The sequence below is a fragment of the Streptomyces sp. LARHCF249 genome, assembly GCF_052871255.1.
In genome coordinates, this window is the sequence record NZ_JBIXJQ010000021.1 from 53,455 (window position 1) to 74,506 (window position 21,052).

The 21,052-nt window shown below is 71.8% G+C and carries 21 protein-coding genes; 10 read left to right on the forward strand and 11 right to left on the reverse strand.

Annotated features, from left to right (window positions below; all coding sequences use genetic code 11):
- Nucleotides 1-89 precede the first annotated feature (89 nt).
- On the forward strand, nt 90-704 hold the full coding sequence (locus tag ACIPUC_RS35915) for a hypothetical protein (protein ID WP_446594584.1): 615 nt from the start codon (nt 90-92) through the stop codon (nt 702-704).
- Between the two features lie 44 nt (nt 705-748).
- Here ACIPUC_RS35915 and ACIPUC_RS35920 read toward each other — a convergent pair whose 3' ends face one another.
- A complete protein-coding gene (locus ACIPUC_RS35920) occupies nt 749-1,426 on the reverse strand; it encodes a response regulator (protein ID WP_446594585.1) in 678 nt (225 codons plus the stop codon).
- 16 nt (nt 1,427-1,442) lie between these two features.
- A complete protein-coding gene (locus tag ACIPUC_RS35925) occupies nt 1,443-2,645 on the reverse strand; it encodes a sensor histidine kinase (protein ID WP_446594586.1) in 1,203 nt (400 codons plus the stop codon).
- 117 nt (nt 2,646-2,762) lie between these two features.
- Between ACIPUC_RS35925 and ACIPUC_RS35930 the strand changes: the two genes are divergently transcribed.
- A complete protein-coding gene (locus ACIPUC_RS35930) occupies nt 2,763-3,740 on the forward strand; it encodes an SAM-dependent methyltransferase (protein WP_446594587.1) in 978 nt (325 codons plus the stop codon).
- Between the two features lie 106 nt (nt 3,741-3,846).
- Here ACIPUC_RS35930 and ACIPUC_RS35935 read toward each other — a convergent pair whose 3' ends face one another.
- The 8 genes from ACIPUC_RS35935 to ACIPUC_RS35970 form a co-directional block, all read right to left on the reverse strand.
- Nucleotides 3,847-5,400 carry a M28 family metallopeptidase gene (locus ACIPUC_RS35935; protein WP_446594588.1) on the reverse strand — a complete coding sequence of 518 codons (1,554 nt, stop codon included), beginning with the start codon at nt 5,398-5,400 and terminating at the stop codon, nt 3,847-3,849.
- A 126-nt stretch (nt 5,401-5,526) separates the two neighbouring features.
- Nucleotides 5,527-6,651 (reverse strand): DUF5937 family protein, encoded by a 1,125-nt coding sequence (locus tag ACIPUC_RS35940; protein WP_446594589.1) that lies wholly within the window; start codon nt 6,649-6,651, stop codon nt 5,527-5,529.
- 39 nt (nt 6,652-6,690) lie between these two features.
- Complete coding sequence (locus ACIPUC_RS35945) at nt 6,691-7,425, reverse strand: GntR family transcriptional regulator (RefSeq protein WP_446594590.1); 735 nt, start codon at nt 7,423-7,425, stop codon at nt 6,691-6,693.
- Between the two features lie 90 nt (nt 7,426-7,515).
- Nucleotides 7,516-8,325 (reverse strand): type III pantothenate kinase, encoded by an 810-nt coding sequence (locus tag ACIPUC_RS35950; RefSeq protein ID WP_446594591.1) that lies wholly within the window; start codon nt 8,323-8,325, stop codon nt 7,516-7,518.
- Nucleotides 8,326-8,328: 3 nt separating this feature from the next.
- A complete protein-coding gene (gene nadC / locus ACIPUC_RS35955; RefSeq protein ID WP_446594592.1) occupies nt 8,329-9,297 on the reverse strand; it encodes a carboxylating nicotinate-nucleotide diphosphorylase in 969 nt (322 codons plus the stop codon).
- Nucleotides 9,298-9,299: 2 nt separating this feature from the next.
- Complete coding sequence (locus tag ACIPUC_RS35960; protein ID WP_446594593.1) at nt 9,300-11,051, reverse strand: L-aspartate oxidase; 1,752 nt, start codon at nt 11,049-11,051, stop codon at nt 9,300-9,302.
- Nucleotides 11,048-11,968: a pantoate--beta-alanine ligase gene (gene panC / locus ACIPUC_RS35965; protein ID WP_446594630.1), complete on the reverse strand. Its 921-nt coding sequence runs from the start codon at nt 11,966-11,968 to the stop codon at nt 11,048-11,050. Before panC ends, ACIPUC_RS35960 begins: the two co-directional genes overlap by 4 nt.
- A gap of 68 nt (nt 11,969-12,036) precedes the next feature.
- Nucleotides 12,037-12,957, reverse strand: a complete 921-nt coding sequence (locus ACIPUC_RS35970; RefSeq protein ID WP_446594594.1) for a Rossmann-like and DUF2520 domain-containing protein — start codon at nt 12,955-12,957, stop codon at nt 12,037-12,039.
- A 98-nt stretch (nt 12,958-13,055) separates the two neighbouring features.
- Between ACIPUC_RS35970 and ACIPUC_RS35975 the strand changes: the two genes are divergently transcribed.
- The 7 genes from ACIPUC_RS35975 (at nt 13,056) to ACIPUC_RS36005 (ending at nt 17,365) form a co-directional block, all read left to right on the forward strand.
- Nucleotides 13,056-14,222 carry a threonine aldolase family protein gene (locus ACIPUC_RS35975; RefSeq protein ID WP_446594595.1) on the forward strand — a complete coding sequence of 389 codons (1,167 nt, stop codon included), beginning with the start codon at nt 13,056-13,058 and terminating at the stop codon, nt 14,220-14,222.
- Nucleotides 14,223-14,616: 394 nt separating this feature from the next.
- Entirely contained in the window at nt 14,617-14,805 is a 189-nt protein-coding gene (locus ACIPUC_RS35980; protein ID WP_446594596.1) for a DUF397 domain-containing protein, read from the forward strand.
- A gap of 67 nt (nt 14,806-14,872) precedes the next feature.
- Nucleotides 14,873-15,472, forward strand: coding sequence for a hypothetical protein (locus tag ACIPUC_RS35985; protein WP_446594597.1), 600 nt, complete (start codon nt 14,873-14,875; stop codon nt 15,470-15,472).
- A 96-nt stretch (nt 15,473-15,568) separates the two neighbouring features.
- Complete coding sequence (locus ACIPUC_RS35990) at nt 15,569-15,736, forward strand: hypothetical protein (RefSeq protein WP_446594598.1); 168 nt, start codon at nt 15,569-15,571, stop codon at nt 15,734-15,736.
- Between the two features lie 98 nt (nt 15,737-15,834).
- A complete protein-coding gene (locus ACIPUC_RS35995) occupies nt 15,835-16,320 on the forward strand; it encodes a BlaI/MecI/CopY family transcriptional regulator (RefSeq protein ID WP_446594599.1) in 486 nt (161 codons plus the stop codon).
- An 11-nt stretch (nt 16,321-16,331) separates the two neighbouring features.
- Complete coding sequence (locus ACIPUC_RS36000; protein WP_446594600.1) at nt 16,332-16,862, forward strand: amino-acid N-acetyltransferase; 531 nt, start codon at nt 16,332-16,334, stop codon at nt 16,860-16,862.
- Between the two features lie 164 nt (nt 16,863-17,026).
- Entirely contained in the window at nt 17,027-17,365 is a 339-nt protein-coding gene (locus tag ACIPUC_RS36005) for a histone-like nucleoid-structuring protein Lsr2 (RefSeq protein ID WP_362394864.1), read from the forward strand.
- Here the strand turns inward: ACIPUC_RS36005 and ACIPUC_RS36010 are convergent.
- On the reverse strand, nt 17,344-17,940 hold the full coding sequence (locus ACIPUC_RS36010) for an SCO3374 family protein (protein ID WP_446594601.1): 597 nt from the start codon (nt 17,938-17,940) through the stop codon (nt 17,344-17,346). The two genes, ACIPUC_RS36005 and ACIPUC_RS36010, sit on opposite strands and share 22 nt — an antisense overlap.
- 464 nt (nt 17,941-18,404) lie before the next feature.
- Between ACIPUC_RS36010 and ACIPUC_RS36015 the strand changes: the two genes are divergently transcribed.
- The gene (locus tag ACIPUC_RS36015) at nt 18,405-20,930 is read left to right on the forward strand and encodes an ATP-dependent Clp protease ATP-binding subunit (RefSeq protein WP_446594602.1); all 2,526 of its coding nucleotides are present in this window, start codon (nt 18,405-18,407) and stop codon (nt 20,928-20,930) included.
- Nucleotides 20,931-21,052: the final 122 nt, after the last annotated feature.

Sequence of the window (21,052 nt, forward strand, 5' to 3'; positions counted from 1 at the left end):
GGAAGATCGCACTGGTCACCTCGGGTAGCGAAGGGGGCGGCGGTTCCTCGACCTCTGAGCCGTCATCGGCAACCCAAGGGACAGCACCGATGAACCCGAACCCCTCGCGTCTCCTGCGCACGGCACGGCTGGCCGCCCCCGCCGTGGCCGCGCTCACGCTGACGATGGCCTTGGCCGGTCCCGCAGCCGCCGACCCCGCGTTCGTCAGCCGGCAAGACGGCGTGGTCAACTTCGTGGCCCTACCGGGCGAACAGAACAGTGTCACCTTCTCCCTCGACGCCAACGAAACCGGCTTCATCGTCGGGGACTCGGCGGGCCTCGTCGCCGGCCCGGGCTGCACACAACTCACCCCCAACGTCGTCGCTTGCGGTCTGGCCGCGGGTGTGACCCGGATCCGGGCCAACCTGGGCGACGGAGACGACTTCGTCACCAACGACACCTCCATCCCGAGCGATCTGTTCGGTGGGAGCGGTGACGACCGGCTCTTCGGCGGCGACGGTCCGGACCGGATCAGCGACCCCGACGGGTCGAACACCGTCCACCTCCTCGCCACCATCGCCGGGCGCGGGGGCAACGACACCATCATCAGCCGCAACGGCCGATTCGACACGGTCGACTGCGGCCCCGGCTTCGATGTCCTGGTGGCCGACAGGGCCACCATCGACAGGGTCATCGGGGGCTGTGAATTCGTCCAGCGCTTCTGAGCACGCCGGCGGGGCGGTGTACGAGGCCCGCCCCGCCGGAGGCGCTACGCGGCTCCGCCGCCGCCCGCCCGGACCAGGCCCGTTTCGTACGCCAAGACCACGACCTGGACCCGGTCGCGCAGGCTCAGCTTCGTCAGGATGCGGCCCACGTGGGTCTTCACCGTCGCCTCGGAGAGGACCAGCCGGGCCGCGATCTCGCCGTTCGACAGGCCCTGGGCGACCAGCAGCATGACCTCGCGCTCGCGCTCGGTCAGCCGTTCGATCTCCTTGTTCTGCGGCTCCTGCGTGGTCGTCGGCAGCATCGGCGCGAAACGGTCCAGCAACCGCCGCGTCGTCGACGGGGCGACCACCGCGTCGCCGCTGTGCACCGAGCGGATCGCCGCCAGGAGCTCGGCCGGCGGCACGTCCTTCAGCATGAAGCCGCTCGCTCCCGCCTTCAGCCCGGAGAACGCGTACTCGTCCAGGTCGAAGGTGGTCAGGATGATCACCTTCGGGTGCTCCTCCGGCTCACAGATCCGCCGCGTCGCCTCCACCCCGTCGAGCCTCGGCATGCGCACGTCCATCAGCACCACGTCCACCTTCGTGGCCCGCAGCACCTCCAGCGCCTCGAGGCCGTCGCCCGCCTCGGCCACGACCTCCATGTCCGGCTGGGCGGCGAGCACCATGCGGAAGCCGGTGCGCAGCAGCACCTGGTCGTCGACCAGCATCACTCGGATGGACATCGTCACCTCGTCCTCTTCAACTCTTCTTCAGGGGCAGCAGGGCGCTGATCCGGAAGCCGCCGCCGGGCCGCGGCCCGGCATCCAGGGTTCCGCCGACCATACCGATCCGCTCGCGCATGCCGATCAGGCCGTGTCCGGCGCCGTCGGCGCCGCCGTCCTCGTACAGCTCGTGTGCCGCTCCCCGCCCGTCGTCCTCGACCAGCAGGCCGAGCCCGTCGTCGAAGTAGACCAGCCGGACGTTCGCCTTCGCGTCGGGGCCCCCGTGCTTGCGCGTATTGGTCAGCGCCTCCTGCACGATCCGGTACGCGGTCAGCTCGACGCCGCTGGGCAGCTGCCGAGGGGCGCCCTCGACCTCGAAGTCCACCGCGAGCCCGGCCGCCCGCACCTGCTCGACCAGGACCTCGATCTGCTCGACGTCCGGCTGGGGTACGTAGTCCTCGGACTCCTGCGGCTCGCCGGTGCGCAGCACGCCCAGCAGCCGGCGCATCTCGGCCAGCGCCTGGCGGCCGGTGCCGGAGATGGTCTGGAGGGCTTCCTTCGCCTGCTCGGGGGCGACGTCCATGACGTACGCCGCCCCGTCCGCCTGCACCACCATCACCGAGACGTTGTGCGCGACGACGTCGTGCAGCTCGCGTGCGATCCGGGCGCGCTCGGCGGCCACGGCCACCTTGGCCTGTGCCTCGCGCTCCTTCTCCAGCCGCTGGTTCCGCTCGATGAGCTGGGCGTAGTAGGCCCGCCGGGTGCGCAGCGAGTCGCCCAGCACCCAGGCCAGGGCGAAGGGGACGATCATGAAGAGGGTGAAGAGGACGTTGTCGGCGTCGCTCGTCCCCTTGTCCACCCCGAACCGCAGGAAGTAGAGCGGTGCGGCGGCCAGCGCCCAGCCCAGCGCGGTGCGGGAGACCCAGCGCGGGACCTCGCTCGCGGCGACGGTGAAGAGGATCACGAACATGGCCGCGTCGTAGAACCCCGCGACGATGCCCAGGGCCAGCTGGTAGACCCCCGCTGCGAGGGTCAGCCAGAACATCGCCTGCGTCCACCTGCGCCGCAGCGCCACGGCCGTGCTCAGGGCGATCACCACGGGGACGGCCGCCAGCTTCATGGAGGCGCCGATGGCGGTCTCGGCCACGACGTTCAGCATCGAGACCCCGAAGAGGAGGACAGCCCAGAAGCTGTCGACGCCCGTCGGGTGTCTGCGGAGGAAGTCGTAGAGGCGCTGCACGTAACCCAGAGTAGGGAACGCAGATAGGTGCTGGAGTCAACCAGAGGTTCCAACCTGGCCCGCGGGGCGTACTCCCCAAGGTGGAGGGTGAGCAGCCCCGCGGATAATCTTCCCGCGATGAGTGCCCAGGGTGGATACGCGACTCCGGTCCGGTGGCGCAGTGCGATGGAAACCGCGCTGTACGGGCCCGGCGGCTTCTACGTGCGGCCGGGCGGGCCCGGTCCCGCCGGGCACTTCCGCACCTCCGTGCACGCCTCGCGGCTGTACGCGGGTGCCGTGGCGCGGCTGCTGCGGTGGGTCGACGCGCAGCTCGGCCACCCGGCGGCGCTGGACCTGGTCGACGTGGGCGCCGGGCGGGCGGAGCTGCTGGCCGGAGTGCTCGCCGAGCTGCCGGCGGAGGTGGCCGCGCGGGTGCGCCCGTACGCCGTGGAGCGCGCGGAGCGTCCCGCGGGACTGGACCCGCGGATCCGCTGGGTGGCGGCGCCGCCCGAACGTGCGACGGGGCTGCTCTTCGCGAACGAGTGGCTGGACAACGTGCCCCTCGACATCGCCGAGGACGGGCGGTACGTCCTGGTCGCGCCGGACGGTACGGAGAGCCCCGGCGGCCCGGTGGAGGGCGCGGACCTCGGCTGGCTGGAGCGGTGGTGGCCCGGCGGCGGCCGCGCGGAGATCGGCCGGGCGCGCGACGAGGCCTGGGCGGCGGCGGTGGCCGGCGTGGAGCGGGGCCTGGCGGTGGCGGTGGACTACGCCCACACCCGGGAGGCGAGGCCTCCGTACGGCACGCTGACGGGCTTCCGCGGGGGCCGTGAGGTCCCGCCGGTCCCGGACGGCAGCTGCGATGTCACCGCCCACGTGGCACTGGACGCGTGCGCGGGGCCGGGATCGGTGCTGCTGACCCAGCGCGAGGCCCTGACCGCCCTCGGCGTCTCGGGGGCACGGCCCGCGCTGGCCCTGGCCTCCACGGACCCGGCGGGGTATGTCCGAGCCCTTGCCTCTGCGGGGGAGGCGGCCGAGCTGACCGCCCGTGGCGGGCTGGGGGACTTCCTGTGGCTGTGCCAGCCGGTGGGCATCGGCGCGGCTTGGCCCGCCGGCTGACGCGGCCCTGCGGCCGCTGCCGGGGCTCCGCCCCGGAGCCCGCACCTCAAACGCCGCAGGGGGCGGAATTCCTCCCGGAATTCCGCCCCCTCCTCAGGCCTCGCTCTTACTGCGTGACCTCGTGGCCGTGGCCGTCGTGCAGGCCGCCACCGCCGCCGCTGCCGCCCGGCGTCGGGACGGAGACCACCGGCTTCGAGAGCGGGGCGAGGTCGAAGGCGTAGTGGCCGACCGCGTCCGCGATGACGTCGACGTTGATGTCGAGCGCCTTCTGGTCGATGTTCGTGATGTCGTCACCCTTGGCGTGGTAGTTCACGTCGTAGGCGACGCCCGCCTGACCGCCGAACTTCGCGGCCTCATCCGCCGTCTTGATGCCCTCGGCGCCGGTGAAGGTACCGCCGGACGGGATGCCGACCTCGATGAACGGGCCGTAGTCCGAGCGGCCGGAGAAGTCCGTGCCCGCGTGCGGGAGGTTCTTGGAGTCGAGGAAGTCGGCTATTCCCTTCTCGATCTGGGCGGAGCCCTCCGGGCCGGGGCCCGCTCCCACGCCGTCCGAGTTGTCGCCGTCGTAGATGAAGTACGCGGCGTTCGGCGAGGCGATCATGTCGAAGTTCAGGTAGAGCTTGATCTGCTTCTTCTGCTCCTCCGTCAGCCCTCCGACGTACGCCTCGGAGCCGAGCAGGCCGAACTCCTCCGCCGACCACCAGGCGAACTTGACCTTGTTCTTGATCTTCGACTGGCTGCTCGCGAGGCGCTGCGCGACCTGGAGGATGCCGGCGGAGCCGGAGCCGTTGTCGTTGATGCCCGGGCCCGCCGCGACCGAGTCGAGGTGCGCGCCGAGGAAGACGGTGTTGGCCTCGTCCCCGCCGCGGGTCTCCGCGATCACGTTGAACGTCGTGCGGTTCTCGCGGAACTGGCGGATGTCGAGGGTGACCTCGACCGGGCCGGCCGCGGCGTCGGCGGCGAGCTTCTCGCCGTCGGCCTGGGTGATGCCGCCCGTCGGGATCTTGCCCGCGTTCGCGTCGCCGAGGGTGCCGTTCAGGGCGCCCGCGGTGTTGTTGAAGATGACCGCGCCGACCGCGCCGGCCGCCGCCGCGTTGGCCTGCTTGGCGGCGAAGGTGCAGCCGCCGCGCTTGACCAGGGCGATCTTGCCGGTGAACGCGCCGGCGGCGAAGTCGCCGGGCTCGCAGCCGTTCGTGCCGTCCGCGTCGACCGGTGCGACGGCCACCTGGGCGGTCACGCCGTCGGCCGGCGTGCTGGTCGTGTACGTCATCAGGTGGATCGGCACGTCGCGCCCGTTCGAGCCGTTCACCGTCAGCTTCTCGGCGATGTTCTCGACGTAGACGAACTCGAACTCGTTCCTGGTGACCTTGTAGCCGGCCGCCTTCATCACGGCCTCGACGTACTTCGCCGACTTCTCGTGACCCGGGGAACCGGCCACGCGCGTGCCGTTGTTGTAGTCCGCGATGGACTGCAGGACCTTCAGGTGGTTGTACGCGCCCTTGCCGGTCGCGTCCTTGACCAGCTTCCTGGCCAGCGCGTCACCGCGTGCGGCGTCACTCTGCGGGCTGGTGGCGCCGGCCGGCCCGGCGATCAGCAGCGGTGAGACAAGGGCCGCGGCCGCCAGGGCGGCGGTCGCAGCGGCTATACGGCGTGAGGGCATGCAAGGTCCTTCCACGGCAAAAGCGAGCAGGGCCAAACGGTGGACGCACGTTATGCAGCAAGGAGCCGGTCTGGCCAGACTTTCAGCTGATTCCGGTGTGTGAATTCCGTATATCGGCGACGCGGCCTAGCGCAGGATGCCTTCGATGAAGTCAGAGCCGATGCGTGCGACCGCGGGCAGATCCAACTGATGCTGGGCATACCGACCTTGGCGCCGCGTATGGATCAGACCGGCCTTTTTCAGGACAGCCAGATGCCGTGACACCTCCGGCGCGGTGATCCCGTACACGGTGGCGAGCTCGCCCGTCGTGTACGAGGCCCGGGCCAGGCTCCGGCACAGCATCATCCGCACGGGATGCGCCAGCGCCTCCATCCGCCGCTGCAGCAGCTCCACCGAGCCGGGCGCGGAGCCCAGTTCGGGGGTGCCGAGCGGGTAGTGGACCACCGGTCGCCAGCCCGGTGCGTGCAGCACCAGCAGATGCGGCCAGCCGAAGTTGGTCGGTATGAAGACCAGGCCGGCGCCTATTCGGGGGTCGGTGGCGGTCGTCGATCCGTTCACCATCTTGTCGGCGGTGATGGTCGTGCCGCCCCCGTCGACGGCGAGCGCCGCCGAGACCTCCTTCAGTGCGGCCGGCAGCCCCTTGCGGCGCAGCAGCTCGGTCTTGTGCCGGGCGTCGGCGCTCTGGGCGGGCTCGACGCGCTTCCAGGTCTCGGCGAAGAAGGCCTCGTCGCAGTCCTCGACGAGCCGCCGCAGCCACACCCGTACGGCGGCGGTGTCGTCCAGCAGCCGAATGGAGAAGTCCAGTTGGCGGGGGCCGCGGGCGGCGGCCGTCTCCAGCGCCTTGGCCCGGCTCGAGGGGTCCGTGAGCGGGGAGGGCCCGCCGCCGTCGTTGTACGAGTCGAGCCGGCAGTGCTCCAGGGCGGCCGTCACGAACCGCTCGTCTTCCATCCGGTCGAGTACGTCGAGCTCCTCGGCCAGGGTCGCGCCGGGCAGACCGGTCCCCCCGGGGACTCCGGCGAAGGGCATGAAGACGTCGGCGAAGGAGCTGCGCCACATGAACTCGGCCTCCAGCAGCCGGTCCGCGAGGCTGGGGTCGAGCGCGGCGGCGGTGGCGGCGGTCCAGGAGGCGAGCCGGGGGTGGTGGGCGGGCTGCGAGAGCGCGTGCAGGGCCATGCAGAGCTCCGCGAGCGGCGAGGGCGTGAAGCTGATCCGCTCGGCGGGGAGCCCGGCGATGTCGATGGTGACGCTCATCAGGCCATTCTGGCGGCTCCGCCCCCAGACCCCCCGGAATTACGCGAACGTGATCTCGTACGCGACCTCCGCGCGGCGGTCCGCGATCACGATGTCGGCGGTTTCCACCGGGCGGCCGTCCGCCGCGTAGTGGGTCCGCTCGATCTCGGTGATCAGGTCGCCGACGCTGATGCCGAGCAGGTTGGCCTGCGTCTGGGTGGCGCGCGAGGGCCGCGGGATCTCGGTCGCCGACACGACCGTCACCCCGATCGACCGCATCCGCTCGATCACCCCCGCCCCCTTGAGCGGCCCGCTCTCCGGCAGCACCACCGGGGTGCGGTCGGTGACCGCCATCGGCTCCCAGGACTCGCAGGTCTCCACCGGCCGCCCCTCGGACAGGAAGGCGTACGAGGTGAGCACGCACGGGTCGCCCGTGGAGATGGCGAGGCGCCCGGCGATCCGCTCGGGCGCCGGGGTGCGGGCCTTGGAGCGGGCCTGCCAGGTCCCGCCGCCGTTGTCGCGGCCGCCCGGACCGCTCAGCCGCCGCAGCCGGGAGCGCGGGATCCGCATCCGCTTGCGCGGGACACGGATGTAGGTGCCGGACCCGGCGCGTCCCTCGAGGAAGCCCTCGATGATCAGGAGCTCCATCGCGCGCTGCGCGATGGACTGGCCCACGCCGTACTCCTCGGCGAAGCGCGCCCGCGAGGGCAGCCGCGCGCCGACCGGCCATTCGGCGGCCCGGATCCGCTTCCGGAGCGCGTCGGCAATCTCCAAGTACGCCGTGTCACGAGGCATTTGGCCACGTTAACACCGGCGCCCGGGCCGCACCCCCGGCTTCCCCGCCCGCGCGGGTGAAGCCGGGGACACCCGTACGGCCCGTCCCCCTCAGTCGAAGTTGGGGGCGTTGCGCTCGTACACCAGGCGCAGCCCGATCAGCGTCAGCCACGGCTCGTGGTCGTCGATCACCGAGGACTCGCCCAGCACCATCGGGGCCAGGCCGCCGGTGGCGATGACGCGGACGTCGTCCGGGTCGCCGTTCGGGCCGGCCAGCTCCTTGGCCATCCGGCCCACGACCCCGTCGACCTGGCCGGCGAAGCCGTACACCACGCCCGACTGCATCGCCTCGACCGTGGACTTGCCGATCACGTTGCGCGGGCGGGCCAGCTCGATCTTCCGCAGCTGGGCGCCGCGTACGCCGAGGGCCTCCATCGAGATCTCGATGCCCGGGGAGATCACCCCGCCCACGTACTCGCCCTTCGCGGACACCGCGTCGAAGGTGGTCGCCGTACCGAAGTCGACCACGATCGCCGGGCCCCCGTAGAGCTCGACCGCCGCGACCGCGTTGATGATGCGGTCCGCGCCGACCTCCTTCGGGTTGTCCATGAGGATCGGCACGCCCGTCTTGATGCCGGGCTCGACGAGGACCGCCGGCACGTCGCCGTAGTAGCGCCGGGTGACCTCGCGCAGCTCGTGCAGGACCGACGGCACCGTCGAGCAGATCGCGATGCCGTGGATCCCGTCGCCCAGCTCGCTGCCGAGCATCGGGTGCATGCCCATCAGGCCCTGCATCAGCACGGCCATCTCGTCGGCGGTGCGGCGCGGGTCGGTCGAGATGCGCCAGTGCTCGACGATCTCGTCACCGTCGAACAGGCCCAGGACCGTGTGGGTGTTGCCTACGTCGATGGTGAGGAGCACGGGTTACACCGCCTCGCGCAGATCGAGGCCGATGTCCAGGATCGGCGACGAGTGGGTCAGAGCGCCGACCGCCAAGTAGTCCACGCCGGTCTCCGCGTACGCCCGGGCGGTGTCCAGCGTCAGGCGGCCCGAGGACTCCAGCACCGCGCGGCTGGCCACCAGGGCCACGGCCTCGGCGGTCTGCGCGACCGTGAAGTTGTCCAGCAGGATCAGGTCGGCGCCTGCCTCCAGCACCTCGCCGATCTGCTCCAGGGTGTCGACCTCGACCTCGATCGGGACGTCCGGGAAGGCCTCCCGTACGGCCTCGAAGGCCTGGGCGACGCCGCCGGCCGCCACCACGTGGTTGTCCTTCACCAGCGCCGCGTCCGACAGAGACATGCGGTGGTTGACGCCGCCGCCGCAGCGCACCGCGTACTTCTCCAGCGCGCGCAGCCCCGGCGTGGTCTTGCGGGTGTCGCGGACCTTCGCCTTCGTGCCCTCCAGCACGTCCGCCCAGCGGCGGGTGGCGGTCGCGATGCCCGACAGGCGGCACAGGATGTTGAGCGCGCTGCGCTCCGCCGTCAGCAGGTCGCGGGTGCGCGAACGTACGGACAGCAGCACCTGCCCGGCCTTGACGGTGTCGCCGTCCTCCGCGTGCCGCTCCACCTCGAAGGCCTCCGTGCAGACCACCGAAAACACCGCCTCGGCGATGCGCAGGCCAGCCACGACACCGTCCTCGCGGGCGACGAAGTCGGCGACGGCCTCGGCCTCCTCGGGCACCGTGGCCACGGTGGTGACGTCCACCCCGCCGTCCAGGTCCTCGGAGAGCGCCATGTGCGCGATGTCCTCGACCTCGACGGGGTCCAGCCCCGCGTCCTCGAGCAGCTGGGCCAGCGCCGGGTCCAGGCCGGTCTCCTCGCCGTCGCCGCAGGCGCAGCCGTCGCCGCAGCCGCCGTCGTTCTGGTCGATCAGGGGAAGTTCGGGGGTGCTCACGGTCACTGCTCCAGGCTGAGGGGGTGGGTCACGGACGGGAAGTCCGCGGAGTCGGTGGGGGCGACGACCAGGGCGCGCTTCTCGGTCGCCGACAGCCGGACGACGAGATGGCGGCGCCAGGCGGCATCGTCCCGGTCCGGATGGTCCTCGCGCCAGTGGCAGCCGCGGGTCTCCACGCGCCGCTGCGCGGCCGCGACCAGTACCCGGGCCACGCACAGCAGGTTCGTGGCCTCCCAGGTCTCCACCCCCGGTTCGGCGGTCTTGCCGTGCGTTTCGAGGGTGTTCAGGGCCGTGGTGTACAGGCCTTCGAGCGCCTCGGCGGCCGCATCCAGCGACTCGGCCGAGCGCAGCACGCCCGCGCCGTCCGTCATGATGCGCTGGATCTCGTACCGCGCCTCGGCGGGCTGCAGCGGGCCGGTCGAGGGCACCGGTATGCCCGGGCCGTTGCCGGAGCGGTCCTGCGCGGCGATGTCGTCGGCGATGCGCTCGGCGAAGACCAGGCCCTCCAGCAGGGAGTTGGAGGCCAGCCGGTTCGCGCCGTGCACACCGGTGCAGGCGACCTCGCCGCAGGCGTACAGGCCCGGGACGGTGGTGCGGCCGTGCAGGTCGGTCCGTACGCCGCCGGACGCGTAGTGCGCGGCGGGAGCGACCGGGATCGGCTCGGTCACCGGGTCGATGCCGTGCGAGCGGCAGGAGGCCAGGATGGTCGGGAAGCGCTGCTCCCACATCTCGGCGCCGAAGTGCCGGGCGTCCAGGTACATGTGCTGGGCGCCCTGCTCCTGCATGCGGCGCATGATGCCCTTGGCGACGATGTCCCGCGGGGCGAGTTCGCCGAGTTCGTGCCGGCCGGCCATGAAGCGGACGCCGTCGGCGTCGACGAGGTACGCGCCCTCGCCGCGGACCGCCTCCGAGACGAGGGGCTGCTGGCCCTCGGCGCCCGGGCCGAGGAACAGCACGGTCGGGTGGAACTGCACGAACTCCAGGTCGGAGACCTCGGCCCCGGCGCGCAGCGCGAGCGCCACCCCGTCGCCCGTGGACACCGAGGGGTTGGTGGTCGCGGAGAAGACCTGGCCCATGCCGCCGGTCGCGAGGATCACGGCGGGCGCGTGGACGGCGCCGACGCCGTCGTGCTGGCCCTCGCCCATGACGTGCAGCGTGACCCCGGCCGTACGGCCCTGCGCGTCCTGGAGCAGGTCCAGGACGAGCGCGTTCTCCACGGTACGGATCCCCGCGGCCTGCACGGCTTCGACCAGCGCCCGGGAGATCTCCGCCCCGGTGGCGTCGCCGCCCGCGTGCGCGATGCGGCGCCGGTGGTGGCCGCCCTCCCGGGTCAGCTCTATCTCGCCGGTCTCCGCCGAGGTGTCGAAGACGGCGCCCGTGGCCATCAACCGCCGTACCGCGTCCGGGCCTTCGGTGACGAGCAGCCGTACGGCCGCCTCGTCGCACAGGCCCGCGCCCGCGACCAGCGTGTCGTCCAGGTGCTGCTCGGGGGTGTCGCCCTCGCCGAGGGCCGCGGCGATGCCGCCCTGGGCCCAGCGGGTGGATCCGTCGTCGAGCCGGGCCTTGGTGACCACGACCGTACGGCGGCCCGCGGCGGCGCAGCGCAGCGCCGCGGTCAGCCCCGCGACGCCGGAGCCGACGACCACGACATCGGCGTCGACGGACCAGCCGGGGGCCGGCGCGTGCAGACGTATGCCAGTGCCCGCGGCCGCGCCTGCGCCGCCCGACGGGAGGCCTCTGCCTGGGGTGCTCACGAGTGTGCTCCGAATTCCAGTGGGATGTTGTCGATCAGCCGGGTCGTGCCGACCTTCGCGGCGACGGCCAGCACGGCCTGCCCGGTGAACGCGGGTCCGGCCTCGGTGAAGTCCTGCGGGTCCACCAGCGCCAGGTAGTCCAGTTCGAGCGGCGGCTCGTGGCGGCCCGCCTCCTCCAGGACGTGCAGGGCGGCGGCCCGTACGGCGTCCGGCAGCCCGGTGCCCGCCGCCGAGACGGCGTGCGCGTCGGCGGAGGCGCGGATCTCGCCGAGCCGGGCCAGGGCCGTGGCCCGCTCGTCGCTGGCCGGGGACGCCTCGGCGCGGGCCCGCAGCGCCGCCTGCGCGGCGAGCCGGTCCTGCCCGGCGAACAGGGCGCGGGACAGGGCCAGGGCGGTGCGCCGCTCGGCGGGGGAGAGGTAGCGGTTGCGGGACGACAGCGCGAGCCCGTCCTCCTCGCGGACGGTCGGCACGCCGACCACCTCCACGGGGAAGTTCAGGTCGGTCACCATGCGCCGGATCAGGGCCAGTTGCTGGGCGTCCTTCTGGCCGAAGAGGGCCAGGTCGGGCTGGGTGAGGTGGAGCAGCTTCGCGACGACGGTCAGCATGCCGTCGAAGTGGCCGGGGCGGGTGGCGCCTTCGAGGCGCTCGCCCATGGGGCCGGCGCTGATCCGCACCTGGGGGGCGCCGCCCGGGTAGACCTCGTCGGCGGCGGGCGCGAACACCGCGTCGGCGCCCGCCGCTTCGGCGAGTCCGAGGTCGGCGTCGAGGGTGCGGGGGTAGCGGTCCAGGTCCTCGTTCGCCCCGAACTGCAAGGGGTTGACGAAGACGGTGACGACGACCTGGCCCTGCGGCCCGGCCAGCTCACGGGCCGAGCGGATCAGGGTGGCGTGCCCGTCGTGCAGGGCGCCCATGGTCATCACCACGGCCCGGCGGCCGGTGCGCGGGAGCTTGCGGAGCTCCTCGGCGGTGTCCAGCAGCAGTCCGCTCACGGGGCAATGCCTCCTTCCGGGTCCGTGTGGGTGTCGGCGAGCACGCCGAGCAGGTCTTCGGCGAGCTCGGGCTTGAGCAGTCCGTGCGCGAGGGCCCGGTCGGCGGTGGAGCGGGCCATCGCCAGATATCCGGCGACCGTGCCGGGCGCGTGCTTGCGCAGCTCCGAGATGTGCGCGGCGACCGTACCGGCGTCGCCGCGGGCCACCGGGCCGGTCAGGGCCGCGTCCCCGGAGCGCAGGGCGTTGTCGAGGGCGGCGCCGAGCAGCGGGCCGAGCATCCGGTCGGGGTGCCCGACCCCGGCCTTGCGCAGCAGCTCCATCGACTGGGCGACCAGGGTGACCAGGTGGTTCGCGCCGAGGGCGAGGGCGGCGTGGTAGAGCGGACGGTTCTCCTCCGCGATCCACTCGGGCTCCCCGCCCATCTCGATGACCAGGGCCTCGGCGGCGAGCCGCAGCTCCTCGGGGGCGGTGACGCCGAAGGAGCAGCCGGCCAGCCGCTGCACGTCGACCTCGGTGCCGGTGAACGTCATCGCGGGGTGCAGGGCCAGCGGCAGCGCGCCCGCGCGGCGCGCCGGGTCGAGCACGGCGGTCCCGTACCGGCCGGAGGTGTGGACGAGGAGCTGCCCGGGCCGGATCGCACCGGTCTCGGCGAGGCCCTCGACCAGGGACGGCAGCGCGTCGTCCGGCACGGTCAGGAGGACCAGGTCGGCCTTCTCGAATACTTGTGCGGGCGGTACGAGCGGTACGTCGGGCAGCATCCGCGCGGCGCGGCGCACCGAGGCGTCGGAGACGCCGGACACGGCGACGGGCCGGTGCCCGGCCTGCTGGAGCGCCCGGGCCAGCGCGGAGCCGACCCGGCCGGCTCCGACGACACCGACGGCCAGCCGGGCAGGGCGTGGCTGCTGTGATGGATTCACGCGGGGAGGGCCTTCCGTTCCAGTCCGCGGGGGGTACCGGACGATACGCCGCCATGCTAGCTCCTGGGCCTTTGGCCGGTCGGCGATGATCGTGAGCCATGAGCGAGGACCACAGCGGGGACCACAGCGGGGACAGCAGCGGGGACGACGGGGACGCCGAGCGGGAGGAGCGGCAGGCGGCGGCGTGGCGCGGGGCCGGGCGGATGCTCTCCCGTTCCCTGAAGGAGGCCACCGTGGCGGAGCTGCTGGCGCCGCTCGCCGAAGCCCCGTACGACATGGACCAGCCGGCCGACGTCTACGGCAACGGCGTGGTCGCCGAGGTGGAGCGGCGGGTCGCGCGGCTCCTGGGCATGGAGGACGCGGCGTTCTTCCCGAGCGGGACCATGGCGCAGCAGGTCGCGCTGCGCTGCTGGGCCGGACGGACCGGGAACCCGGTCGTGGCGCTGCACCCCATGTCCCACCCGGAGCGGTGGGAGGGAGAGGCGCTGTCGGCCGTCTCCGGGCTGCGGGTGGTGCACCCGACGGCGGAGGCGCGGCAGCCGACGGCGGAGGAGGTCTCGGCCCTCGCGGAGCCGTTCGGCACGCTGATGCTGGAGCTGCCCCTGCGGGACGCGGGCTTCGTCCTGCCCGCCTGGGAGGAGCTGGAGGCCCTGGCCGAGGCGGCCCGGGAGCGGGAGGCGGTGGTCCACTTCGACGGGGCCCGGCTGTGGGAGTCCACGGTGCACTTCGGCCGCCCGCTGCCGGAGATCGCGGCGCTCGCCGACTCGGTGTACGTCTCGTTCTACAAGTCGCTCGGCGGCCTGAGCGGGGCCGCACTGGCCGGGCCGCGGGCGTTCGTGGAGGAGACCAGGGTCTGGCGCCACCGGTACGGCGGCCAGATCTTCCGCCAGTTCCCGCAGGCCCTGGCCGCGCTGGCCGGCCTGGAACGGGAGCTGCCGCGGCTGCCGTCGTACGTGGCGCAGGCGCGGATGGTGGCCGCCGCGCTGGGGCCGGCCCTCGCGGAGGCCGGGATCCCGTGGTCCCGGATCCACCCGGAGCGGCCGCACACCCACCAGTTCCAGGTCTGGCTCCCGTACGACGCGGACCACCTGACGGATGCGGGCGTCCGCCTCGCGGAGGAGACGGGCCGGGTCCTCTTCCGCCGCTGGTCGCCGACGCCCGTCCCCGGCCTCTCCATGACCGAGGTTGAGGTCACCGGACCAGGCCTGTCCTGGACCGCCCACGAGATCACGGCCGCAGCCGAGGCCTTCGCGTCCCGCCTCTAGTGCTGTGACCGGAAAGGTTCACCGGGTCGCCGCGCTCCCCCGGACTCCGTCCGGGGGGACCCCCAGGCACGGCACCTCGTCCCCCAGCTACCGCTGGGAGGTGCCCCCAGCGTTGTCGGACCGCGCAAGTACGTCCAGTACGAGCCGCGGCCCTCCGCCTTGCGATGCACCGCACCGGACACCGCGACCCGGCAAACCTTTCCGGCCACAGCACTAGCCGACCCGGCCCTTGAGCTGCGCCGCGAGGTGCCGCCCGGCGGTCTCATTCGCCGCGCGGCGGCGGGCGCGGCGGCGGATCCGGGAACCGGGGAATCGCCGAATTGCGTTAAAGACACCGGCAAGGGCCGGACACGGCGATACCGTCCCCCCACTGGAACACCCGCGAGGAGACACCATGACCGCTCGGCCCGTGTGGCAGAAGTCCTCGTTCTGCGGCGAGAAGGACGACGCCTGCGTCTACGTTTCCGCCGCCCCCGGCACCCTCGTGCGCGTCGCCGACCGCGCCGACCCCGCCCACCTCGTGCTCGCCACGACCCAGGCGGCCTGGGCCGACTTCCTGGCCGCGGTCAAAGCCTCCGGCTGAGGGATCCGCCGCGCCGCACCCGCCCGCCCTCAGGGGATTTTGTCCGATTAGCGCGTATCTTCGGCCCATGCCCACGCCCTACGGATCCCGCGGCGGCATGGCGTTCAGTGCCGCCGAGCTGCACGTGCTCAGGCGCTCGCTCGCCCACGCCCTTCAGTCCTCCTCGGCCCCCCTCGGGGCCTCGGAGGTCCAGGACTGCCTGCGCCTCGCGCAGTCGGTGGACGACGCGGTCCAGGAGGCGGCCCGGCTCAGAGCCTTCCTCCTGGAGGACCTTGCCCGCTACCGGGGCGCCCTGCCCGGCAGCCTGTCCGGGTACCTGGAGCTGCTCCAGGACGCCCTGGCCGCCGGGTACGAGCCGGCGCCCGACGACCTGGCCGCCCTGCGCGCCCTGCGGGCCAACCCGGTCGCCGCCGCGCTGCTGGACCGGGCCCAGGCCGTCGCGGAGCGCTCCGTACGGCGGCGGCTGTCGACCACCCCCGCGCCCCGGACCCGGCTGCTGGCCCTGGCCGGCGGCCGCGAGGAGCCGGCCGCGCCCGGCCCCAAGCCCCAGCCCAAGGAACCGCCGCACCCCGAACACCCCCCGCGGCCGATCCCCACCCCCGGCGAGGTCTTCCCGCCGCGCCGCAAGCCCGCCCCGCCCCCAGCGGAGGGCAGGGCGGCCGGCTAGCGCACCGGGTCGCGGCCCTTCTGCTGGCGGGGGACCGCACCGGACACCGCGACCCGGCAGACCTGCCGGGCCGCTGCACTGGCTACGCTGAGGGGCATGGACTACGTTTCCGCGCTCGTGCCCCCCATCGCGATGGCCGCGTTCTTCATCGCTCTCGTCGTGACGATCGTGAAGAGCCAGGGCGGCTCCAACAAGGCCAAAGAGGACGCGGCGGTCGACGCCGTGATCGCCAAGGCCGAGGCCGCCCGGCAGTCCGGCAAGTAACCGGCTCCTTCCGGGGTCCCCTCGGGGCCCCGGATTTTGTCGCGCGTTGCCGAGTGAATAGTCGGGCAATTACCCACAAGCCGCACTATCGTGCTGTTGTGCCTCGCCCCTTGGGAGAACTCGAAGACGCCGTCATGACGCGGGTGTGGCAGTGGAACCGCCCGGTCACCGTTCGGGAAGTGCTGGAAGACCTCCAGCAGGAACGGTCCATCGCGTACACCACGGTCATGACCGTTATGGACAATCTTCATCAGAAGGGCTGGGTCCGCCGGGAAGCGGAAGGCCGCGCCTATCGATATACGGCGGTCTCCACCCGCGCCGCATACTCGGCCGCACTGATGAACGAAGCGTGGTCGACCAGTGACAACCCCGCGGCCGCCCTCGTCGCCTTCTTCGGCATGATGTCCGCGGAACAGCGGGAAGCCCTCCGGGACGCCGTCCGCATCGTCCAGCACGACGACGAGGCGGCAGAAGCGGCGGACGCGGCAGGGGCCGCCGGAGCCGCCGGGCCCACCGCCCCGCCCGCGCCGCCCGCCCCGTCCGAAGGGGACTCCGGCGCGCGTACGGAGGGACCGGGGCGATAGCGTCCGGGCCCATGGGAGAGTTTTCCGCTGCACATGCAGAAACAGTGACGATCCGCCGTGCCCGCACCGGTGATGTTCCCGCGCTGCGGCGCCTGCTCGACCAGTACGTGCAGCAGCGGATCCTGCTCGACAAAGCCCCCGTCGTCCTTTACGAGGACATCCAGGAGTTCTGGGTCGCGGAACGGGACTCCGACGGACAGGTGGTCGGCTGCGGCGCTCTCCACGTGATGTGGGAAGACCTCGCCGAAGTACGCACTCTCGCCGTCGACCGCGAGCTCAAGGGCGCCGGCGTCGGTCATCTGGTGCTGGAGCAGTTGTTGCGGACGGCCCGCGCGCTCGGGGTGAGCCGGGTTTTCTGTCTGACCTTCGAAGTGGACTTCTTCGCGAAGCACGGCTTCGTCGAGATCGGCGAGACCCCGGTGGAGACCGATGTCTACATGGAGCTCCTGCGTTCCTATGACGAGGGTGTCGCCGAGTTCCTCGGTCTCGAACGAGTGAAGCCGAACACCTTGGGCAACAGTCGGATGCTTCTGCACCTCTGATCGATGGCCCTGGCTTTTCCGGTGCTCCACGCACCCGTGGCCTATGTCCGAATCGCGCACGTTTCCCGCCCTGTTGCGGTCCTGAACCTCTCCCTGGGGTTTGTGTTTTCCAGGCAAAAGCGGTTTCCTTTCCGCGTACTGCTTTTCGATGAAAGGAAATCCCGGTGGCACAGAAGGTTCAGGTCCTTCTTGTCGACGACCTCGACGGTGGCGAGGCGGACGAGACGGTGACGTTCGCTCTGGATGGCAAGACCTACGAGATCGACCTCACCACCGCCAACGCTGAAAAGCTCCGCGGTCTGCTCGACCCGTACACCAAGGGCGGCCGCCGCACCGGTGGGCGCGCGACCGCGGCCCGCGCCAAGGGCCGCGCCTCGGCCACGGCCGGGAACCCGGACACTGCCGAGATCCGCGCGTGGGCGAAGGAGAACGGTTACAACGTGAACGACCGCGGCCGCGTCCCGGCCGAGATCCGCGAGGCCTACGAGAAGGCCAAGGGCTGACCGCACCGCGTCGCACGGCGCCGCAGGCGCGCGCGGTGGCATTCCGTCGCCGCCGCCGCCACCAGGCGTACGAGATCGGGCCCGCGGGCGGGCCCGGTGCCCCGCCCGGGGGGACCCGGCAGGGCCGGCAGCAGTGCCTCACACCCCTGCTCGGGGGGTCGCAGCCACATGGCGGCCTCCCGAGGGCCCGGGGGCGCCCCGGGGGGAGCCGGGGCGGTGATCCGGCCACCCGCACCCAGGGCGGCGAGATCCAGGGCGACCCCGCCCCACTCCAGCCACTCGAGCAGCCCGTCGAGCTCCTCCGCGCTCCCCGCGGCCACCAAGAACCGCATCCTGCGCCCCATGAGCGCCACCGGGCCCGTATCGACCGGCCTGCGCAAGAGCGCCGCCCCCGCATCGGACGGCAGCTCCAGGACGTCGAACCGGGACCCCGTGACGAGCTGCACGGGCGGGCCGCCCGTCACCGGCCAGCCGAGCACCCCCTCGTACCAGGAGGCGTGCGCGGAGTACGCGGCCTCCCCGGCCGGGACGCGGGGCAGCGGGACGGTGGGGACGCCGACGGTGCTGGAGGCCATGCCCTGAGCAACTCCACGGGCGCCTGAGGGTTACGGCTCGAGTGACACTCCGCACGCAACCCCATGCGGAACGTAAACGTCCACAGAGGCGGAGTCCCACATTCGGGACGGAACTGTGTTCGCCCTTAGCGGAGGGAACCGGTGCCACCGGCATGGAGTGTCAGTCCTCACGGGTAAGACATTCCTAGTGGATCGGGGCGACACGCTGATTTGACCGGGCTCCCGTTCGCCATCGGCGTACACGCATGACGGGTATCTGCCTGGCCTGCGGGAACATCGTCTCGCACCATCGAGTTGGAGCAGTAGTCGGCTCTTCAAGCCGGTTTTCCCCGCCGAAGCGGGGGTGAGCCGTGGACGGATGTCGGCAGTTGGAATGAGCTGTCCCGCCCCACGGGACTAGCATGCGGAAGGACAGGGCGGGGACCGACCCCGAACTGCCCGACCGCTCTGAGGAGCGATAAACGATGTTCGAGAGGTTCACCGACCGCGCGCGGCGGGTTGTCGTCCTGGCTCAGGAAGAAGCCCGGATGCTCAACCACAACTACATCGGCACCGAGCACATCCTCCTGGGCTTGATCCACGAGGGTGAGGGTGTCGCCGCTAAGGCCCTGGAGAGCCTCGGGATTTCGCTCGAGGCTGTTCGCCAGCAGGTTGAGGAGATCATCGGTCAGGGGCAGCAGGCCCCGTCCGGCCACATCCCCTTCACCCCGCGGGCGAAGAAGGTCCTGGAGCTTTCGCTCCGAGAGGCCCTCCAGCTCGGCCACAACTACATCGGCACCGAGCACATCCTGCTCGGCCTGATCCGCGAGGGCGAGGGCGTCGCCGCCCAGGTCCTCGTGAAGCTGGGCGCCGATCTCAACCGAGTCCGGCAGCAGGTCATCCAGCTGCTCTCCGGCTACACCGGCGGAGGCAAGGAGTCGGCCACGGCCGGCGGCCCGGCCGAGGGCACGCCCTCGACCTCGCTCGTCCTGGACCAGTTCGGCCGCAACCTCACCCAGGCGGCCCGCGAATCCAAGCTCGACCCGGTCATCGGGCGCGAGAAGGAGATCGAGCGGGTCATGCAGGTGCTGTCCCGCCGTACCAAGAACAACCCGGTCCTCATCGGCGAGCCCGGCGTCGGCAAGACCGCCGTCGTCGAGGGCCTGGCCCAGGCGATCGTCAAGGGCGAGGTCCCCGAGACCCTCAAGGACAAGCACCTCTACACGCTTGACCTGGGTGCCCTGGTCGCCGGTTCCCGCTACCGCGGTGACTTCGAGGAGCGCCTGAAGAAGGTGCTCAAGGAGATCCGCACCCGCGGCGACATCATCCTGTTCATCGACGAGCTCCACACCCTCGTGGGTGCGGGTGCCGCCGAGGGCGCGATCGACGCCGCCAGCATCCTCAAGCCCATGCTGGCCCGTGGTGAGCTCCAGACCATCGGTGCCACGACGCTGGACGAGTACCGCAAGCACCTCGAGAAGGACGCGGCCCTCGAGCGCCGCTTCCAGCCGATCCAGGTGGCGGAGCCTTCCCTCCCCCACACGATCGAGATCCTCAAGGGCCTGCGCGACCGTTACGAGGCCCACCACCGCGTCTCCATCACGGACGAGGCCCTCGTCCAGGCGGCGACGCTGGCGGACCGGTACATCTCGGACCGCTTCCTGCCGGACAAGGCGATCGACCTGATCGACGAGGCCGGCTCCCGGATGCGCATCCGCCGGATGACCGCGCCGCCGGACCTCCGCGAGTTCGACGAGAAGATCGCGGCCGTGCGCCGCGACAAGGAGTCGGCCATCGACTCCCAGGACTTCGAGAAGGCGGCGTCTCTCCGTGACAAGGAGAAGCAGCTGCTGGCGGCGAAGACCAAGCGCGAGAAGGAATGGAAGGCCGGCGACATGGACGTCGTCGCCGAGGTCGACGGCGAGCTCATCGCCGAGGTCCTCGCGACCGCGACCGGCATTCCCGTCTTCAAGCTCACCGAGGAGGAGTCCTCGCGACTGCTCCGCATGGAGGACGAGCTCCACCGTCGGGTCATCGGCCAGAAGGACGCCATCAAGGCGCTCTCCCAGGCGATCCGCCGTACCCGTGCGGGTCTGAAGGACCCGAAGCGCCCGGGTGGCTCGTTCATCTTCGCCGGTCCGTCTGGTGTCGGTAAGACCGAGCTCTCGAAGACGCTCGCCGAATTCCTCTTCGGCGACGAGGACGCACTGATCTCCCTCGACATGTCGGAGTTCAGCGAGAAGCACACGGTTTCCCGCCTCTTCGGTTCGCCCCCCGGCTACGTGGGCTACGAAGAGGGCGGCCAGCTCACCGAGAAGGTCCGCCGGAAGCCGTTCTCCGTCGTCCTCTTCGACGAGGTCGAGAAGGCCCACCCGGATATCTTCAATTCCCTTCTCCAGATCCTGGAGGACGGTCGCCTGACCGACTCCCAGGGCCGGGTCGTGGACTTCAAGAACACGGTCATCATCATGACGACCAACCTGGGTACCCGGGACATCTCGAAGGGCTTCAACCTGGGCTTCGCGGCCCAGGGCGACACCAAGACCGGTTACGACCGCATGAAGGCGAAGGTCAACGAAGAGCTCAAGCAGCACTTCCGGCCCGAGTTCCTCAACCGCGTCGACGACACGGTCGTCTTCCACCAGCTCACGCAGGAAGACATCATCCAGATCGTCGACCTGATGATCGCCAAGGTGGACGAGCGCCTCAAGGACCGCGACATGGGCATCGAGCTCAGCGGTGACGCGAAGCAGCTCCTGGCCAAGCGCGGCTACGACCCGATCATGGGTGCGCGCCCGCTGCGCCGGACCATCCAGCGCGAGATCGAGGACATGCTGTCGGAGAAGATCCTCTTCGGCGAGCTGCGCCCCGGTCACATCGTGGTCGTGGGCGTGGAGGGTGAGGGCGACGAAGCCAAGTTCACCTTCCGCGGCGAGGAGAAGTCGGCGCTGCCCGACCTTCCCCCGATCGAGGCCACGGGCTCCGGCCCGGACCTGTCGAAGGGCGCGTAAGCGCCTCCGCGGGTAAGCAGTACCAAGGGGCGGCCCCCGGACTGAGAAGTCCCGGGGCCGCCCCGGTTTCCGTCCCCGGGCTCCCCCCGGGCGGGGGGGGCCGCGCCGCGGGCGTGCGGAGG

Coding starts and splice junctions, on each gene's coding strand:
- ACIPUC_RS35920 (WP_446594585.1), bottom strand. CDS start 1,426: ATGTCCATCCGAGTGATGCTGGTCGACGACCAGGTGCTGCTGCGCACC.
- ACIPUC_RS36010 (WP_446594601.1), bottom strand. CDS start 17,940: ATGGCCTCCAGCACCGTCGGCGTCCCCACCGTCCCGCTGCCCCGCGTC.
- ACIPUC_RS35975 (WP_446594595.1), top strand. CDS start 13,056: ATGAGCGAGGACCACAGCGGGGACCACAGCGGGGACAGCAGCGGGGAC.
- ACIPUC_RS35990 (WP_446594598.1), top strand. CDS start 15,569: ATGGACTACGTTTCCGCGCTCGTGCCCCCCATCGCGATGGCCGCGTTC.
- ACIPUC_RS35985 (WP_446594597.1), top strand. CDS start 14,873: ATGCCCACGCCCTACGGATCCCGCGGCGGCATGGCGTTCAGTGCCGCC.
- panC (WP_446594630.1), bottom strand. CDS start 11,968: ATGACCATGGGCGCCCTGCACGACGGGCACGCCACCCTGATCCGCTCG.
- ACIPUC_RS35915 (WP_446594584.1), top strand. CDS start 90: ATGAACCCGAACCCCTCGCGTCTCCTGCGCACGGCACGGCTGGCCGCC.
- ACIPUC_RS36000 (WP_446594600.1), top strand. CDS start 16,332: ATGGGAGAGTTTTCCGCTGCACATGCAGAAACAGTGACGATCCGCCGT.
- ACIPUC_RS35980 (WP_446594596.1), top strand. CDS start 14,617: ATGACCGCTCGGCCCGTGTGGCAGAAGTCCTCGTTCTGCGGCGAGAAG.
- ACIPUC_RS35935 (WP_446594588.1), bottom strand. CDS start 5,400: ATGCCCTCACGCCGTATAGCCGCTGCGACCGCCGCCCTGGCGGCCGCG.
- ACIPUC_RS36015 (WP_446594602.1), top strand. CDS start 18,405: ATGTTCGAGAGGTTCACCGACCGCGCGCGGCGGGTTGTCGTCCTGGCT.
- ACIPUC_RS35945 (WP_446594590.1), bottom strand. CDS start 7,425: ATGCCTCGTGACACGGCGTACTTGGAGATTGCCGACGCGCTCCGGAAG.
- ACIPUC_RS35940 (WP_446594589.1), bottom strand. CDS start 6,651: ATGAGCGTCACCATCGACATCGCCGGGCTCCCCGCCGAGCGGATCAGC.
- ACIPUC_RS35930 (WP_446594587.1), top strand. CDS start 2,763: ATGAGTGCCCAGGGTGGATACGCGACTCCGGTCCGGTGGCGCAGTGCG.